The sequence below is a fragment of the Nocardioides caldifontis genome (genome assembly GCF_008087345.1).
In the GTDB taxonomy this organism is placed as follows: Bacteria; Actinomycetota; Actinomycetes; order Propionibacteriales; family Nocardioidaceae; genus Marmoricola_A; species Marmoricola_A caldifontis.
Map to the genome: position 1 here is coordinate 273,485 of NZ_ML701736.1, position 16,300 is coordinate 289,784.

16 protein-coding genes are annotated in these 16,300 nt (G+C 72.3%); 10 read left to right on the forward strand and 6 right to left on the reverse strand.

The genetic code is table 11. From position 1 onward, the window contains the following. Positions 1-114: 114 nt before the first annotated feature. From uvrC to FIP57_RS04165, 9 genes are all read left to right on the forward strand, one after another. On the forward strand, positions 115-2,127 hold the full coding sequence (gene uvrC, locus FIP57_RS04125) for an excinuclease ABC subunit UvrC (protein WP_148572249.1): 2,013 nt from the start codon (positions 115-117) through the stop codon (positions 2,125-2,127). A 3-nt stretch (positions 2,128-2,130) separates the two neighbouring features. Continuing rightward, a complete protein-coding gene (gene rapZ / locus FIP57_RS04130; protein ID WP_148572250.1) occupies positions 2,131-3,021 on the forward strand; it encodes an RNase adapter RapZ in 891 nt (296 codons plus the stop codon). After that, positions 3,014-3,979 (forward strand): gluconeogenesis factor YvcK family protein, encoded by a 966-nt coding sequence (locus FIP57_RS04135; protein WP_275266130.1) that lies wholly within the window; start codon positions 3,014-3,016, stop codon positions 3,977-3,979. The genes rapZ and FIP57_RS04135 overlap by 8 nt, the downstream gene beginning before the upstream one ends. Positions 3,980-4,099: 120 nt before the next feature. Further along, positions 4,100-5,080 carry a DNA-binding protein WhiA gene (gene whiA / locus FIP57_RS04140; RefSeq protein WP_148572251.1) on the forward strand — a complete coding sequence of 327 codons (981 nt, stop codon included), beginning with the start codon at positions 4,100-4,102 and terminating at the stop codon, positions 5,078-5,080. 85 nt (positions 5,081-5,165) lie between these two features. Continuing rightward, positions 5,166-6,161 (forward strand): type I glyceraldehyde-3-phosphate dehydrogenase, encoded by a 996-nt coding sequence (gene gap, locus FIP57_RS04145; RefSeq protein WP_148572252.1) that lies wholly within the window; start codon positions 5,166-5,168, stop codon positions 6,159-6,161. A 19-nt stretch (positions 6,162-6,180) separates the two neighbouring features. Further along, positions 6,181-7,371, forward strand: coding sequence for a phosphoglycerate kinase (locus FIP57_RS04150; RefSeq protein WP_148572253.1), 1,191 nt, complete (start codon positions 6,181-6,183; stop codon positions 7,369-7,371). A 22-nt stretch (positions 7,372-7,393) separates the two neighbouring features. Continuing rightward, positions 7,394-8,188 (forward strand): triose-phosphate isomerase, encoded by a 795-nt coding sequence (gene tpiA, locus FIP57_RS04155; RefSeq protein WP_148572254.1) that lies wholly within the window; start codon positions 7,394-7,396, stop codon positions 8,186-8,188. 48 nt (positions 8,189-8,236) lie between these two features. Further along, positions 8,237-8,479: a preprotein translocase subunit SecG gene (gene secG, locus FIP57_RS04160; protein WP_148572255.1), complete on the forward strand. Its 243-nt coding sequence runs from the start codon at positions 8,237-8,239 to the stop codon at positions 8,477-8,479. 36 nt (positions 8,480-8,515) lie between these two features. Beyond that, on the forward strand, positions 8,516-8,878 hold the full coding sequence (locus tag FIP57_RS04165) for an RNA polymerase-binding protein RbpA (protein WP_148572256.1): 363 nt from the start codon (positions 8,516-8,518) through the stop codon (positions 8,876-8,878). A 119-nt stretch (positions 8,879-8,997) separates the two neighbouring features. Here FIP57_RS04165 and FIP57_RS04170 read toward each other — a convergent pair whose 3' ends face one another. After that, the gene (locus FIP57_RS04170; protein ID WP_148572257.1) at positions 8,998-9,729 is read right to left on the reverse strand and encodes an AIM24 family protein; all 732 of its coding nucleotides are present in this window, start codon (positions 9,727-9,729) and stop codon (positions 8,998-9,000) included. A gap of 123 nt (positions 9,730-9,852) precedes the next feature. On the opposite strand from FIP57_RS04170, the gene FIP57_RS04175 reads away from it, so the two are divergent. Beyond that, a complete protein-coding gene (locus FIP57_RS04175) occupies positions 9,853-10,323 on the forward strand; it encodes a hypothetical protein (protein WP_148572258.1) in 471 nt (156 codons plus the stop codon). 3 nt (positions 10,324-10,326) lie between these two features. Here the strand turns inward: FIP57_RS04175 and pgl are convergent, their stop codons facing one another. From pgl to tal, 5 genes are read right to left on the reverse strand one after another with little or no spacing between them, the layout of a single operon-like run. Then, positions 10,327-11,055: a 6-phosphogluconolactonase gene (pgl, locus tag FIP57_RS04180; RefSeq protein ID WP_148572259.1), complete on the reverse strand. Its 729-nt coding sequence runs from the start codon at positions 11,053-11,055 to the stop codon at positions 10,327-10,329. Beyond that, positions 11,052-11,975: a glucose-6-phosphate dehydrogenase assembly protein OpcA gene (locus tag FIP57_RS04185; RefSeq protein WP_148572260.1), complete on the reverse strand. Its 924-nt coding sequence runs from the start codon at positions 11,973-11,975 to the stop codon at positions 11,052-11,054. Before FIP57_RS04185 ends, pgl begins: the two co-directional genes overlap by 4 nt. A 1-nt stretch (position 11,976) precedes the next feature. Further along, complete coding sequence (gene zwf / locus FIP57_RS04190; RefSeq protein ID WP_148572261.1) at positions 11,977-13,497, reverse strand: glucose-6-phosphate dehydrogenase; 1,521 nt, start codon at positions 13,495-13,497, stop codon at positions 11,977-11,979. Beyond that, positions 13,494-15,140: a glucose-6-phosphate isomerase gene (locus FIP57_RS04195; RefSeq protein ID WP_148572262.1), complete on the reverse strand. Its 1,647-nt coding sequence runs from the start codon at positions 15,138-15,140 to the stop codon at positions 13,494-13,496. The genes zwf and FIP57_RS04195 overlap by 4 nt, the downstream gene beginning before the upstream one ends. After that, the gene (gene tal / locus FIP57_RS04200) at positions 15,137-16,282 is read right to left on the reverse strand and encodes a transaldolase (RefSeq protein WP_148572263.1); all 1,146 of its coding nucleotides are present in this window, start codon (positions 16,280-16,282) and stop codon (positions 15,137-15,139) included. The genes FIP57_RS04195 and tal overlap by 4 nt, the downstream gene beginning before the upstream one ends. Positions 16,283-16,300: the final 18 nt, after the last annotated feature.

The following is a 16,300-nucleotide window of genomic DNA, read 5'->3' on the forward strand; positions in this document are numbered from 1 at the left end:
CGCCTTCCTGCGGCCCCGTCGTCCGCTGCTCGCGGATGGCGGGGCCGTCTGCGTCACAGGTCCGGCGCCTTGCTGGCCCACGTCCCGTCGGAGGGCGCCCGTAGGGTTGAGGACGTGGCTGACCCCTCGACCTACCGACCGGCAACGGGGTCGATCCCGACCTCTCCGGGGGTCTACCGGTTCAAGGACGCCCGTGGCCGGGTGATCTACGTCGGCAAGGCGAAGAACCTGCGCGCCCGGCTCTCGTCGTACTTCCAGGACGTCGCCAACCTGCACCCGCGCACCGCGACGATGGTGACCACCGCGGCGGGCGTCGAGTGGACGGTCGTCGGCACCGAGGTCGAGGCGCTTCAGCTGGAGTACTCCTGGATCAAGGAGTTCGACCCGCGGTTCAACGTGAAGTACCGCGACGACAAGTCGTACCCGTGGCTGGCGGTGACCGTGGGGGAGGAGTTCCCTCGGGTGATGGTGGGGCGTGGCGCCAAGAAGAAGGGGGTCCGCTACTTCGGCCCCTACTCCCACGCGTGGGCGATCCGCGACACCGTCGACCAGCTGCTGCGGGTCTTCCCGATGCGCTCGTGCTCCAACGGCGTCTTCAAGCGCTCCGCGCAGGTCGGCCGCCCCTGCCTGCTCGGCTACATCGACAAGTGCGCCGCGCCGTGCGTCGGCCACGTCAGCGCGGAGGAGCACCGCGCGATCGTCGACGACTTCTGCGACTTCATGGCAGGCCAGACCGGCGGCTTCGTCCGGCGGATCGAGAAGGAGATGTACGCCGCCAGCGACGCCCTCGACTTCGAGAAGGCCGCCCGGCTCCGCGACGACCTGGGAGCCCTCAACCGGGCGCTGGAGAAGCAGGCGGTCGTCCTGGGCGATGGCACCGACGCCGACGTGGTCGCGTTCGAGGACGACCCGCTCGAGGTGGCCGTCCAGATCTTCCACGTCCGGGGCGGCCGGGTCCGCGGCCAGCGGGGCTGGGTCGCGGAGAAGACCGAGGACACCGACCTCGGCGGGCTCGTCGAGCGGTTCCTGCTCCAGCTCTACGCCGGCGAGTCGGGTGACGCCGTGCCCCGGGAGATCCTGGTGCCCGAGCTCCCGGAGCCCGACGACACCGAGGCGCTCGAGCAGCTCCTCACCGAGCTCCGCGGCAGCCGGGTCCGGCTACGAGTGCCGCAGCGCGGCGACAAGCGGGCGCTGATGGAGACCGTCCAGCGCAACGCCAAGCAGGCGATGGCGTTGCACAAGACCCGCCGCGCCTCCGACCTGACCACCCGCAACCAGGCCCTCGAGGCGATCCAGCAGGCGCTCGGCCTCCCCGAGGCGCCGCTGCGCATCGAGTGCTACGACATCTCCAACCTGCAGGGCACCGAGATCGTCGGGTCGATGGTCGTCTTCGAGGACGGGCTGGCCCGCAAGTCGGAGTACCGCCGCTTCGTCGTGCGGTCGCTCGAGGGGCAGAACGACGTCGGCGCGATGCACGAGGTGATCACCCGCCGGTTCCGCCGGCTGCTCGACGAGCGGGTCGAGCACCCCGACCTCGGCGTCACGGGCGACGGCACCACCGGGGCGGGCGAGGCGCCCGCCGAGGACACCGCCGGGCCGTTGCTCGTCGACCCCGACACCGGACGGGCGCGGAAGTTCTCCTACGCCCCGGGGCTGGTCGTGGTCGACGGCGGCCCGCCGCAGGTGGCGGCGGCCCAGCGGGCCCTCGACGAGCTCGGCATCGACGACGTCCCGGTGTGCGGGCTGGCCAAGCGGCTCGAGGAGATCTGGCTCCCGGGCCAGGAGGACCCGGTGATCCTGCCGCGGACCAGCGAGGCACTCTTCCTGCTGCAGCGGCTCCGCGACGAGGCGCACCGGTTCGCGATCACCCACCACCGGTCCCGGCGGTCGAAGAGCATGGTGGAGAGCGTCCTCGACGACGTCCCCGGGCTCGGCGAGGTGCGCCGCAAGGCGCTGCTCAAGAGGTTCGGGTCGCTGAAGAAGGTGCGGGCGGCCGGCGTCGACGAGATCGCGGCGGTGCCCGGCATCGGTCCCGGGACCGCGCAGGCGATCGTGGACGCGCTGGCGAAGCACGGCGCCAAGGGGCCGGCGAGTGTCAACATGGCCACCGGCGAGATCGAGGAGTAGACGATGGCGCAGGTCGTGGAGGAGGAGCGCGAGCTCGAGCACGGGGACCTCGTGGTGGTCACGGGGATGACCGGCGCCGGCCGGAGCACGGCGGCCAAGGAGCTCGAGGACCTCGGCTACTTCGTCGTCGACAACCTGCCGCCCGCGCTGGTCCGCGACGTCGTCCGGATGGTCGACGAGTCGCACGGCCCCGACCAGTCGATCGCGGTGGTCGTCGACGTACGGTCCGGCTCCTTCTTCGAGTCGCTCCGGGAGGTGCTCGCCGAGGGGGTGACCCACCGGCGCACCACGCTGCTCTTCCTGGAGGCCGACGACGACGTCCTGGTCCGCCGCCAGGAGGCCGCGCGACGTCCCCACCCGCTCCAGGCCGGGGGCCGGCTGCTCGACGGGCTCGCACAGGAGCGCAAGGTGATGTCCGACCTCCGTGGCCACGCCGACCTGGTCATCGACACCAGCGACCTCAACGTCCACCAGCTCACCGCCCGCATCGCCCGCGCCTTCGGCACCGAGGAGCGGCTCGCGCTCAAGGTCACCGTGGTGAGCTTCGGGTTCAAGTACGGCATCCCGGTCGACGCCGACTACGTCGCCGACATGAGGTTCCTGCCCAACCCGCACTGGGTGCCGGAGCTCCGCCCGCGCACCGGCCGCGAGCGCGACGTCTCCGACTACGTGATGTCACAGGCGGGGGCCGCTGAGTTCCTCGAGCGGTTCGTCCCGCTGGTGGTCGACGTCGGACGGGGTTACCTCCGCGAGGGCAAGCGGTTCATGACGGTCGCCGTGGGGTGCACCGGCGGCAAGCACCGGAGCGTCGCGATGGCGGAGGAGATCTGCCTCCGCCTCTCTGACCACGGACTCGACGCGAAGGCGACCCACCGTGACCTCGGACGTGAGTGAGCCGCCCGGACCGCTGTCCGCGCGAAAGGTGGTCGCCCTCGGCGGCGGCCACGGGCTCTCCGCCACGCTGTCCGCGATGCGCCGGGTCGTCGACGACCTGACCGCGGTGGTCACCGTCGCGGACAACGGCGGTTCGTCGGGGCGGCTGCGCCAGGAGTTCGGCTGCCTCCCGCCGGGCGACCTCCGGCAGGCGCTCGCCGCGCTGTGCGGCGACGAGGACTGGGGACGGACCTGGGCCAGCGTCCTCCAGCACCGCTTCGCCACCCGCGGCGACCTCGACCAGCACGCCCTCGGCAACCTCCTCATCGTCGCCCTCTGGGAGCTGCTCGGTGACCACGTCGACGGGTTGGACTGGGTCGCCCGCCTCCTCGGCGCGCACGGCCGGGTGCTGCCCATGGCGCAGGTGCCGCTCGACATCGTCGCGACCGTCGAGGGCGCGGACCCCACGCTGCCGGGCCGGCTGTCGGAGGTCCGCGGGCAGGTCGAGGTGGCGACCACGCCCGGCGCCGTCTCCGAGGTGATGCTCGACCCGCCCGACCCGCCGGCCTGCCCGGAGGCGGTGAAAGCCGTGGGGGAGGCCGACTGGGTCGTGCTCGGCCCGGGCTCCTGGTTCACCAGCGTCATCCCGCACCTGCTGATCCCGGAGCTCCGCCGGGCGCTCGAGTCCTCCCCGGCCCGGCGGCTGGTGGTGCTCAACCTCGCTCCTCAAGCCGGGGAGACCGAGGGGTTCTCGCCCGAGGCACACCTCGAGGTGCTCGCGGACCACGCTCCCGACCTGCGGCTCGACGTGGTCCTGGCGGACCGGGGGTGCGTCCCCGACGAGGCGGTGCTGCGCCGTACGGCCGGTCAGCTGGGGGCCCGGCTGGAACTCGCCGACGTGGCTCTCGGGGACGGCTCGGCCCGTCACGACCACGCCAAGCTGGCAGCCGCCTTTTCCCGTGTCCTGCAAGGGACGTAGGGTGGCCGGACCCTTTGACTGCTGCCCCCGCCCGTACGCCTCTCACCCCCTCCGGCGCGCGGTGCGCGCGGGCACAGGGGCAAGCGATGCGGGAGGCGCGGCAGTGACAGGATCGGACGCATGGCGATGACGGCACAGGTGAAGGCAGAACTCGCCAGCATCCCGGTCACGAAGACCTGCTGCCGCAAGGCCGAGGTCTCCTCGATGCTCCGGTTCGCCGGAGGGCTGCACATCGTCAGCGGCCAGATCGTCGTGGAGGCCGAGCTCGACACCGGCGCCGCCGCGCGCAGGCTGCGCCGGGACATCGCGGAGATCTACGGCCACGGCTCCGACGTGGTCATGGTCGCCGGGCACGGCATCCGCAAGAACAGCCGCTACGTCGTGCGGGTGGTCAAGGAGGGCGAGGCGCTGGCCCGTCAGACCGGCCTCCTCGACGGCCGCGGCCGACCCGTCCGGGGGCTGCCGCCGCAGGTCGTCTCCGGCGGCAACTGCGACGCGGTCGCCGCTTGGCGGGGCGCCTTCCTCGCCCACGGTTCGCTGACCGAGCCCGGCCGCTCCTCGGCCCTCGAGGTGACCTGCCCGGGGCCCGAGGCCGCGCTGGCGCTGGTCGGCGCCGCCCGCCGGCTCGGGATCAGCGCCAAGGCCCGCGAGGTCCGCGGGGTCGACCGCGTCGTGATCCGCGACGGGGACGCGATCGGCGAGCTGCTCACCCGGCTCGGCGCCCACGAGTCGTTGATGGCGTGGGAAGAGCGCCGGATGCGTCGCGAGGTGCGGGCCACCGCCAACCGGCTCGCGAACTTCGACGACGCGAACCTCCGCCGCTCCGCGCGTGCGGCGGTCGCCGCCGGGGCGCGCGTCGAGCGGGCCTTGGAGATCCTCGGCGACGAGGTGCCCGACCACCTCAAGCTCGCCGGGTCGCTGCGGCTCGAGCACAAGCAGGCTTCGCTCGAGGAGCTCGGCCAGCTCCACGACCCGGTCCTGACCAAGGACGCGATCGCCGGGCGGATCCGACGGCTCCTCGCGATGGCCGACAAGCGCGCCCAGGAGCTCGGCATCCCGGACACCGAGGCCAGCCTCACCCCGGACATGCTTGCCGAGTGAGACCGCTCGACCCGACGGGGGTAGGGTCGGAGCTGCCCGGCCGGCCCGGGACCGACCAGGAACTCACCTCCGGAGGAGACCCGTCTTGACCGTTCGCGTAGGCATCAACGGATTCGGCCGGATCGGCCGCAACTTCTTCCGCGCAGCCCTTGCCGCCGGCTCCGACATCGAGATCGTGGCGGTGAACGACCTCACCGACAACAAGACCCTCGCGACGCTGACGAAGTACGACTCCACGCTCGGTCGGCTGGCCCAGGAGGTCTCGTCCACCGACACCGAGATCACCGTGGGGGACAAGTCCTTCAAGGCGTTCGCCGAGCGCGACCCCGGTGCGCTGCCCTGGGGTGACCTCGGCGCCGACGTCGTCATCGAGTCGACCGGCTTCTTCACCGACGCTGAGAAGGCGAAGGCCCACCTCGCCGGTGGCGCGAAGAAGGTGATCATCTCCGCGCCGGCGAAGAACGAGGACGTCACCGTCGTGGTCGGCGTCAACGACGGCGACTACGACCCCGCCAGCCACAACATCATCTCGAACGCCTCCTGCACCACGAACTGCCTGGCGCCGATGGCCAAGGCCCTCAACGACGGGCTGGGCATCGAGCAGGGGCTGATGACGACGATCCACGCCTACACCGGCGACCAGAACCTGCTCGACGCCCCGCACAAGGACCTGCGTCGCGCGCGGGCGGCCGCGATCAACATCGTGCCGACCTCCACCGGCGCCGCGAAGGCCATCGGGCTCGTGCTGCCCCAGCTCAAGGGCAAGCTCGACGGCTACGCCCTCCGGGTGCCGACCCCGACCGGCTCGGCCACCGACCTCACCTTCACCGCCGCCCGGGAGACCAGCGTGGAGGAGGTCAACGAGATCGTCCGCGCCGCGGCCGACGGCAAGATCCTGCGCTACAGCGAGGACCCGATCGTCTCCACCGACATCACCACCGACCCGGCGTCCTGCATCTTCGACGCCCCGCTGACCAAGGTCATCGGCAACCAGGTCAAGGTCGTCGGCTGGTACGACAACGAGTGGGGCTACTCCAACCGGCTCGTGGACCTCGTCGAGCTCGTCGGCGGCTCCCTCTGACGCGGACGGGGACGCGACCGTGGTGACGATCGACGACCTCGGCGACCTCCGCGGCAAGCGGGTGCTCGTCCGCTCCGACCTCAACGTGCCGCTCGACGGCAGCACGATCACCGACGACGGGCGGATCCGGGCGAGCCTGCCGACGATCCGGCAGCTCCGCGACCAGGGCGCCCGGGTCGTCGTGACGGCGCACCTCGGGCGGCCCAAGGGGGCGCCGGACCCGAAGTACTCCCTCGCCCCGGTGGCCGAGCGGCTCGGCGAGCTCCTCGAGGACGCGGTGCTCTTCGCCTCCGACACGGTGGGCGAGAGCGCCCGGTCCACGGTGGACGCGCTCGCCGACGGCCAGGTGGCGGTGCTGGAGAACGTCCGGTTCAACGCCGGGGAGACCAGCAAGGACGACGCCGAGCGCCAGGCCTTCGCCGAACAGCTCGCCGCCCTCGCCGACGTCTTCGTGAGCGACGGCTTCGGCGTCGTGCACCGCAAGCAGGCGAGCGTGTACGACGTGGCGAAGCTGCTCCCGCACGCCATGGGCGGGCTGGTGGCGAGCGAGATCGAGGTGCTCCGGCGGCTGACCGAGGAGCCGGAGCGCCCCTACGTCGTCGTCCTCGGCGGCTCGAAGGTCTCCGACAAGCTCGGCGTCATCGACAACCTGCTCGGCAAGGCCGACCGGCTGCTGATCGGCGGGGGCATGGTGTTCACCTTCCTCAAGGCCCAGGGCCACGAGGTCGGCAGGAGCCTCCTCGAGGAGGACCAGCTCGACACCTGTCGCGAGTACCTCCAGCGGGCGGCGGACACCGGCGTGGAGATCGTCCTCCCCACCGACGTGGTCGTCGCGCCGGAGCTCTCCGCGGACGCGCAGCCGACCGTCGTACCCGTGGCGGAGATGCCGGCCGACCAGCTCGGGCTCGACATCGGCCCCGACTCGGCGAAAGCGTTCGCGGCGAAGGTCGCCGACGCCCGCACCGTCTTCTGGAACGGCCCGATGGGCGTCTTCGAGATCGACGCCTTCGCCGCGGGGACCCGCGCGGTCGCCCAGGCGCTGACCGAGGTCGACGGGCTCTCGGTGGTCGGCGGCGGTGACTCCGCGGCCGCCGTCCGGCAGCTCGGCTTCGACGAGGCGGCGTTCGGCCACATCTCCACCGGCGGCGGTGCCAGCCTCGAGTACCTCGAGGGACGCGCCCTGCCCGGCATTGACGTCCTCACCGACTGACCGACCCCAAGGAGACCCTTCGATGGCGTCCTCGCGCCTGCCCCTGATGGCCGGCAACTGGAAGATGAACCTCAACCACCAGGAAGCGGTCGTCCTGGTGCAGAAGCTGGCCGCCGCGCTTGCCGACAAGAAGCACGACTTCGGCAAGGCGGAGGTCGTGGTGCTGCCCCCGTTCACCGACCTGCGCACGGTGCAGACCTGCGTCGACGGCGACAAGCTCCCGATCAAGTACGGCGCCCAGGACGTCTCCGCCCAGGAGAGCGGCGCCTACACCGGCGAGGTCGCGGCGTCGATGCTCGCCAAGCTCGGCTGCTCCTACGTCGTGGTCGGCCACTCCGAGCGGCGCCAGTACCACGCCGAGACCGACGAGGTCGTGAACGCGAAGGCCAAGAAGGCGATCGAGCACGGCATGACGCCGATCGTCTGCGTCGGCGAAGGGCTCGAGGTCCGCAAGGAGGGGCGTCAGGTCGAGCACACCCTCGCCCAGGTCGAGGGGTCGCTCGCCGGGCTCACCGCCGAGCAGGTGGCGTCGCTGGTCGTCGCCTACGAGCCGGTGTGGGCGATCGGCACCGGCGAGGTGGCGACCCCCGACGACGCCCAGGAGGTCTGCGCCGCGATCCGCGGGAAGGTCGCCGAGGACTGGGGCCAGGAGGCCGCGGACGCCGTCCGGATCCAGTACGGCGGGTCGGTCAAGGCGGCCAACGTCGCCGGCATCATGGCGAAGGCCGACGTCGACGGCTGTTTGGTGGGGGGTGCCAGCCTGGACTACGAGGAGTTCGGTGGCATCTGCCGCTTCTACGACATGCCGACCCTCTGACCGTTCTGCATCCCGTCACGCCCGAGGCGTGGGTTAGGCTCTGACACCGTGATCATCACCCTCACCGTGCTGCTCGTGCTCACGAGCTTGCTGCTGACCCTGCTCGTCCTGCTCCACAAGGGGCGCGGCGGCGGGCTCTCCGACATGTTCGGCGGCGGCATGTCGAGCGGGCTCGGCGGCTCGTCGGTGGCGGAGCGCAACCTCGACCGGATCACCATCGGTGCCGGCGTCATCTGGTTCGCGTGCGTGGTGGCTCTCGGGCTGTTGTTGAAGATCGAGCACGGCGGCTGAGCCGGCTCGACACACCCTTGTTCAGAGGAGAGCAGAGTGGCAGCTGGCGGCGGGAGCGCGATCCGGGGGAGCCGGGTCGGAGCAGGACCGATGGGAGAGGCCGAGCGGGGTGAGGCCGCTCCACGCCAGCGCGTGGTGTACTTCTGCGCCCACCGGCACCAGTCCGAGATCGCCTTCGCGATGGACGCGGTGGTGCCGGACTCCTGGGACTGCCCGCGGTGCGGGCTGCCGGCCAGCCTCGACTCGGAGAACCCGCCTCCGCCCCCGAAGATCGAGCCCTACAAGACGCACCTCGCCTACGTGAAGGAGCGGCGCAGCGACGCGGAGGCCGCCGAGATCCTCGACGAGGCGCTCAAGACGCTGCGTGACCGGCGCAAGCGCGGCGAGATCATCTTCTGACCCTCCATCTCCCACCGGCCCAAAAACCCATGGTGCCCTAGGAAACTGGTGCTCCCCACAGGTCGTGGTCGATGGGGAGCACCAGAGTCCCATGGCACCATGGGAATCCGCGGCGAGGCTCAGCCGCCGAGCAGCCCGCCGAGGCCGCCGGACTTCTGCTGCTGGCCCTGCTGCTGGTGGCCGCCGTCGACCACCGACTCGCTGGGCTGGACGAGCACGTAGCCCTGGCCGCCGAACGCCATCTGCAGGAGCTCGCCGGTGCCACCGCGCACCAGGGACTTGATGCCGCCGGTGTCGACGCGGATGTCCATCGAGACGCCCGCGGTCCACATGACGACCGCCTCCGCGTCGGCGAAGGTCGGCGCGCTGGCCACGTCGAGCGCGACCGGGTCGCCCTTGGTCGTGAGCGCGACGTAACCGGTGCCGCGCAGTGCCACGTTGTAGAGCCCGCCGGTCATCGCCGCACCACGGGCCTGGACCCGGTGGATGTCCCACTCGATCGAGGAGGAGAACGCGAGGATGTTGTTGCCGTTGACCGAGATCGCGTCGTTCTCCAGGTAGATCACCTGGACCTCCGAGGCGAGGTCGGCGACGAACAGCTCACCCTGGCCGGTGCACTGCATCATGTCGACGCCCTCACCGGTCATCTGCTGCTTGAGCCACTTGCCGACGCCGCCGGAGCCCTTGTTCTCGAAGCGCACGTCGCCCTGGTAGGCGACCATCGAGCCGGTCTTCGCCCAGACCGGGCCGTAGCCCATCTGGATCTTCAGCATCTTCTTGTTCTGCAACGAGAACGGGTCCTGGGACGCGTTCTCCTTGTAGTCGCTGAACAACGAACCGTGGATGGCCATGGTCACCTTTTCTGTGGTCGTGTTGCCGTGGATCGTCCTGCCGTTCGGAAAGGAGCCCGCACATCGTGCCGTGATACGTTCCGCCGCAACAGCGGCCGAAGGGCCCGCGTTCGAGGAGGGTTCATGGGGTTCCTGGACAAGGCCAAGCAGGCTGCGAACGACCTGGCTGCCAAGGCGGACACCGCGCTCGCCGGCTCCGGGATGGGCGGTTCCGGGCTCAGCGCCGGCCCGTCGCCGGAGCGGTGCTTCCGCGACCTGGGGGTGCTGGCCTACCTCGAGGCGACCGGCCGCCAGGCCGACCCCGCCGAGCGTGAGCGGCTCCTCGGCGCGCTGCGCGAGGCCGAGTCGCGCGGGCCGCTGAACCTCCACCTCCAGACCGCCGCGCCCGCCCCGGGCACCGTCCCGCCGCCTCCGGGTGCCGCGGCCCAGGGCGCGCCCCCGCCCCCGCCCGGCGCTGCCGCGACGCCGCCGCCCCCGTCGCCGGGTGCGGTGATGCCCGCCCCGCCGGCCTCCGCACCGGTTCCCGAGGCCCCGGTCCAGCCGACGGCGCCGCCGCCCCCGCCGCCGTCCTGGGCTGCCGGCGACCAGGGCTGACGCTCAGCGCAGGAGCCTCGCGGCCGCCTCGTCGACGAACCAGGTCGTGGACTCGAGCCCTCGCGGGCCCGCGGACGGCGTCGTGTCGACCGGGGCACCGCCGACGGAGCGGGCTACGGCCTCGGCCTTGCCCTCGCCGGCGACCACGAACAGCACGTGCCGTGCCCGCCCGAGCGCCGTCATCCCCAGCGAGATGCGGGTCGGCGGCGGCTTGGGGGAGTCGGTGACGGGCAGGACGTACGCCGGGGAGTGAACCTCGGGACGGCCCGGGAAGAGCGACGCGCAGTGGCCGTCCGGGCCGATCCCGAGCATCAGCACCTCGAACCACGGCTCGTCGTCCGCCAGCGCGTCGACGACCGCCCGCAGCTCGGCGTCGTACGACGCGGCCGCCGCGGTCACGTCGGGGTGGCCGGCGTCGGAGGCCGGCATCTCGTGGACCTTCTCCGGGGGCAGCGGCACCCGGGAGAGCAGGTCCTGGCGGGCCTGCCCGGCGTTGCGCTCCTCGTCCGCTGCGGGGACGTAACGGTCGTCGCCCCACCAGAGCTCGACCCGGTTCCAGTCGACCGGCTCCTCGGCGAGCAGCGGGTGGACGGTGCGAGTGAGGGTGCCGCCGGTGAGGACCAGCCCGGCCGGGCGACCGGCGGGGGCGGCGGCGAGGAGCCTGGTCACCTCGGGCACGACCAGCCGGGCGACCTCCGCGTCGTCGGCGCCCCGCACGACCCGCTCGGTCATCCCGCGCCCTGGCTCCGCGCGGCGTCGCGGCGGAGCCGGCGCACGGTCGCGGCGTACACGTCGTCGGGGTCGAGCCGGCGCAGCTCCTCGGTGAGCAGCTCGACGATCCCGCGGCGCCGGAGCGCCACCGGACGGTCGGGCTGGCCGGGCACCGACAGGGTCGCGAGCCGACCGTCCTTGCGGCTGACCCGGATGTCGCCGGACCGCGTGGTGAGCACGACCTCGGTGATGCCGGGGCCGCGCGAACGCTTCCGGGTGACGGGTGCCTTGAGCCGGTCGGTGAGCCAGGCCCCGAGGAGGTCGGCGCTGGGGCTGACGTGCTCCGCGCTGACGCTGATCGCCCTGACCTTCTCCTCGACGTCGTCCATCGCCGTGGCGAGCAGCGCCCGCCAGGGGGTGATCCGCGTCCAGGCCAGGTCGGTGTTGCCGGGGGCGTAGCTGTGGCACTGGGTCAGCAACGCCTTCGACCTGGCCCGGGGAGCCTGCGCGGCGTCGGTGATCCGCCGGGAGCCCAGCCGACCCAGCGGGTCCGACGCCGGGTCCTCGGGGGCCGCCGTGGGCCACCAGACGACCACGGGAGAGTCGGGGAGCAGCAGCGGGAGGACCACCGACTCGGGGTGCTCGACGACCTCGCCGGTCAGCCGCATCAGCGCTCGCTCGCCAGTGGTGCCGGACCCGGCCTTGATGTCGGCGTCGATGCGGGACGGGCCCCGCTTCGAGCCCAGGATGACGCCCAGCCGGCGGGACGGGTGCTCCTTCGAGGCGTCGCGGGCGGCGTGCAGGGCGTCCTCGGCGACGTCCTCGGGGACGACGATCACCATCGTCATCACCATGTCCATCGCCGGGCTCCCGGCGGCGCGGCGCGCGTCGACGAAGGCAGCAGCCACCGCCGCGGCGTCGGTGTCCTCGAGGATGCTCATCTCAGGGTCGCCTCCAGGCGCGGCCGTCGCGGGCCAGCATCGCGTCGGACGACGCCGGTCCCCAGGTGCCGGCCGGGTAGAGCTCGGGCTTCCCGCGCTCCGCCCAGTGCTCCATGACCGGATCGAGGATCCGCCAGGACTGCTCGACCTCCTCGTGGCGCGGGAACAGCGGCGGCTCGCCGAGCAAGACGTCGAGGATCAGCCGTTCATACGCCTCGGGGGAGGCCTCGGTGAAGCTTCCGCCGTACGCGAAGTCCATGTTGACGTCGCGGATCTCCATGTGGGTGCCGGGGACCTTCGAGCCGAAGCGGAGCGTGACGCCCTCGTCGGGCTGCACGCGCACGACGAGCGCGTTCGCACCGAGCGTCTCGGTGGCCTCCCGCCGGAACGGCAGGTGCGGGGCGCGCTTGAACTGGATCGCCACCTCGGTGACCCTCCGGCCGAGCCGCTTGCCGGTGCGGAGGTAGAACGGCACGCCGGACCAGCGGCGGTTGTCCACCTCCAGCCGGAGAGCGGCGTACGTCTCGGTGCGGGAGTCCGCGGGGATGTCCGGCTCCTCGTGGTAGCCGGGCACCTTGACCCCGCCGGCCCACCCGGCGGCGTACTGCCCGCGCGCGGTCGCGCGGTCGAGCCGCCGGGGGAGCGTCACCGACTCCAGCACCTTGAGCTTCTCGATGCGCAGCGAGCGGGCGTCGAAGGAGGTGGGCTCCTCCATCGCGGTGAGGGCGAGGAGCTGGAGGAGGTGGTTTTGGATGACGTCGCGCGCCGCACCGATCCCGTCGTAGTAGCCGGCGCGTCCGCCGATGCCGATGTCCTCGGCCATCGTGATCTGCACGTGGTCGACGTAGTTGGAGTTCCAGAGCGGCTCGAACATCATGTTGGCGAACCGCATCGCCAGGATGTTCTGGACGGTCTCCTTGCCCAGGTAGTGGTCGATGCGGAACACCGACTCGGCGGGGAAGACCTCGCTGAGCACGTCGTTGAGCTCGCGCGCCGACGCGAGGTCGTGGCCGAACGGCTTCTCGATGACGACCCGGCGCCAGGTGCCCGGCCGCTCCTCGGCGAGGCCGTGCTTCTTGAGCTTGCCGATGACGTCGCCGAAGAAGCGGGGCGGGATCGAGAGGTAGAACGCGTGGTTGCCCCGGGTGCCGCGCAGCTCGTCGAGCTCGTGGATCGTCTGACGGAGCCGGTCGAACGCCTCGTCGTCGTCGAAGTTGCCGGGGACGAAGCGCACCCCCTCGGCGAGCTGGTCCCACACCTCCTCGCGGAACTCCGTGCGGGCGTGCTCCTTGACGGCGTCGTGGACGACCTGGGCGAAGTCCTGGTCCTCCCAGTCGCGGCGCGCGAACCCGACGAGCGAGAAGCCGGGCGGGAGCAGCCCCCGGTTGGCCAGGTCGTAGACCGCCGGCATCAGCTTCTTGCGCGCGAGGTCACCGGTGACCCCGAAGATCACCATGCCGCAGGGTCCCGCGACCGCCGGGAGCCGGCGGTCGTTGGGGTCCCGCAGCGGGTTGCGGCTCACGAGCCGGCCGGTCCGGGTCCCCCGAGCGCCTCGAGGAGCCGCTCCAGTCCGCTGCGCTGATCGGTCAGGTGGAGTCGGAGCACCGGCCGTCCCCGGTCGGCGAGCACCTGCGCGTCACCGGCGGCCTGCGCGGCGACGAGCGTCGCGAAGCCGAAGTCTCGACCCGGGATGTCGAGGTCCTCCGCCGGCTCGGCGGTCACCTGGAGGTAGACCCCGACTGGGGGACCGCCCTTGTGGAACTGGCCTGTCGAGTGGAGGAACCGCGGCCCCCAGCCGAAGGTCACCGGCCGCCGCGACCAGCGCGCGAGCGACTCGCGGACCTCCTCGAGGCGGGCGTGCTCGGTCCGGTCGAGGTACGCCATCACCGCGAGGTAGCCGCGCTCCTCGTCGACCTGGCCGAGCAGCCGGTCGACCGCCTTGGCCACCGTGGTGGCGCCGTCGCCGAGCCATGCGTCGTCACCGACCGTGCTGATCAGCACCGGGCCGTCGGCCGTGCCGGCCGCGCCGCCCTCGGGCGGGGACTCCAGCAGCGCCCGGGCGGCCTTTTTGGCGCTCTCCACGTCGGGCTGGTCGAAGGGGTTGATCCCGAGCAGCCGGCCGGCCACCGCGGTCGCGACCTCCCAGAGCAGGAGCTGGGCACCGAGGCTCCCGGCGACCTGCACGGCCGAGTCGCCCGCGGGGTCCGAGGACGCGTCGGCGACGTCCCCGACGAGCCGGACCACCGTGGCGTCGGCCGGGGGAGCGGTGACCTCCGGGGAGCCGGTGCCGCCGACCACCACGGGGAGGAGCCCGGTGCCGAGCTTCCCGGTGCTCTCGGCGATCAGCTGCTCGGCCCAGGCGGCGAAGCCGCCCAGCCCGGAGCCGTCGTCGACGAAGACGAGCTTGTCGCGGAGCGGGTCGGTGCCCCCGAGCGCGGCGCCGAGCCGGAGCCCGGGGTTGCCGTCGTCGTCGGCGGCAAGCAGGTCGGCCACCGACTCCGCCTCGTCGAGCAGCGCCTCCACGTCGGCGCCTGCCAACCCGCTCGGGACGAGGCCGAACGCGGTCAGCGCAGAGAAGCGTCCGCCGACCGAGGGGTCGGCGTTGACCACGCGGAACCCGGCGGCACGCGAGGCGTCGTCCAACGGGCTGCCGGGGTCGGTGACCACGACGATCCGGCCGGCGGCGTCGATCCCGGCCTCCCGGAAGGCCGCCTCGAACGCGCGGCGCTGGGAGTCGGTCTCCACCGTCGAGCCCGACTTGGAGCTGACCACCACGACGGTGCGCTCCAGGTCGGTGCCGACCGCGTCGCGGACCTGGTCGGGGTTGCTGGAGTCCAGCACCACGAGCGGCACGTCCGCGGTCGCGCAGATCACCTCGGGGGCGAGCGACGAGCCGCCCATGCCGCAGAGCACGACGCGGTCGAGCCCCTGCCCGGCCAGCTCGTCGCGGAGCGCGGCGATCTCGCCCACCAGCGGGCGGGAGCTGCGGTGCAGCCCGACCCAGCCCAGCCGCTTCGAGGCCTCGTCCTCGGCGTCCGGGCCCCAGAGAGTGGCGTCGCCGGCGAACAAACGGCTCGCGAACGAGCCCTCCACGAGCTCCGTCACGTGACGCGCGACCGCGTCGGCGGCAGCCCCGGTGGCGACCACCTCGAGGCTGCTCGTCACAGGGCGCCCTTCTCCGCGCTGGCCTTCATCTGCCCCTCGACGGTCTCGACCAGCTCGTTCCAGCTGGCCGCGAACTTGTCCACGCCCTCCTGCTCGAGGGTCTCGATGACGTCGTCGTACTCGATGCCGAGCCGTTCGAGCGCGGCCATCACCTCGCGGGCGTCGTCGTACTCGCCCCGGACCCGGTCGCCCTCGACCTCGCCGTGGTCGGCGAAGGCCTCCATCGTCTTCTCCGGCATGGTGTTGACCGTGCCGGCGGTGACGAGGTCGGTGACGTAGAGGGTGTCGGAGTAGTCGGGATTCTTGACACCGGTCGAGGCCCAGAGCGGTCGCTGCGGGTTGGCCCCGGCCTCGGCCAGCGCGGCGAACCGCTCGCTGCCGAAGACCTGCTCGTACTTCTCGAAGGCGAGCCGGGCGTTCGCCACCGCCGCCTTGCCGCGGAGGGCGAGCGCCTCGTCGGTGCCGATCTTCTCGAGCCGCTTGTCCACCTCGGTGTCGACGCGGGAGACGAAGAAGGAGGCGACCGAGTGGACCGTGGAGAGGTCGACGCCGGTGTTCTTGGCGTTCTCCAGGCCGGCGAGGTAGGCCTCCATGACCTGCTCGTAGCGGGCGAGCCCGAAGATCAGCGTGACGTTGACGCTGATCCCGTCGCCGATCGCCTCGGTGATCGCCGGCAGCCCCTCGTTGGTCGCCGGGATCTTGACCATGAGGTTGGGGCGGTCGACCTTGCGCCAGAGGGTGCGGGCCGCCTCGATGGTTCCCTCGGTGTCGAAGGCCAGCGCCGGCGCGACCTCGATCGACACCCGGCCGTCGGTGCCCCCGGACTTCTCGAAGACCTCCTCGAGCACGTCGCAGGCGTTGCGCACGTCGTCGGTGGTCAGCTCGGTGATGACGTCCTCGACGCCCGCGCCGCCTCGGGTGAGCCCGCCGACCTGGTCGTCGTAGCGCTCACCCTTCGCCAGGGCGGAGGCGAAGATCGTCGGGTTGGTGGTCACCCCGACGACGTGCCGGTCCGAGACCAGGCCGGCGAGGTTCCCGGTCTCGATGCGCTCCCGTGAGAGGTCGTCGAGCCAGATCGAGACGCCGGCGGCGGACAGCTCCGCGAGTCGGTCCCTGGCGCCGTTCGTGGCTGCTTCGGTCATGTTCCCCTCCGTGGTGCT

Bases quoted from the DNA above. Each gene is read 5' to 3' on its own strand.
- rapZ (WP_148572250.1), top strand. From the start codon at position 2,131: ATGGCGCAGGTCGTGGAGGAGGAGCGCGAGCTCGAGCACGGGGACCTC.
- whiA (WP_148572251.1), top strand. From the start codon at position 4,100: ATGGCGATGACGGCACAGGTGAAGGCAGAACTCGCCAGCATCCCGGTC.
- tpiA (WP_148572254.1), top strand. From the start codon at position 7,394: ATGGCGTCCTCGCGCCTGCCCCTGATGGCCGGCAACTGGAAGATGAAC.
- FIP57_RS04170 (WP_148572257.1), bottom strand. From the start codon at position 9,729: ATGGCCATCCACGGTTCGTTGTTCAGCGACTACAAGGAGAACGCGTCC.
- FIP57_RS04175 (WP_148572258.1), top strand. From the start codon at position 9,853: ATGGGGTTCCTGGACAAGGCCAAGCAGGCTGCGAACGACCTGGCTGCC.
- pgl (WP_148572259.1), bottom strand. From the start codon at position 11,055: ATGACCGAGCGGGTCGTGCGGGGCGCCGACGACGCGGAGGTCGCCCGG.
- FIP57_RS04185 (WP_148572260.1), bottom strand. From the start codon at position 11,975: ATGAGCATCCTCGAGGACACCGACGCCGCGGCGGTGGCTGCTGCCTTC.
- tal (WP_148572263.1), bottom strand. From the start codon at position 16,282: ATGACCGAAGCAGCCACGAACGGCGCCAGGGACCGACTCGCGGAGCTG.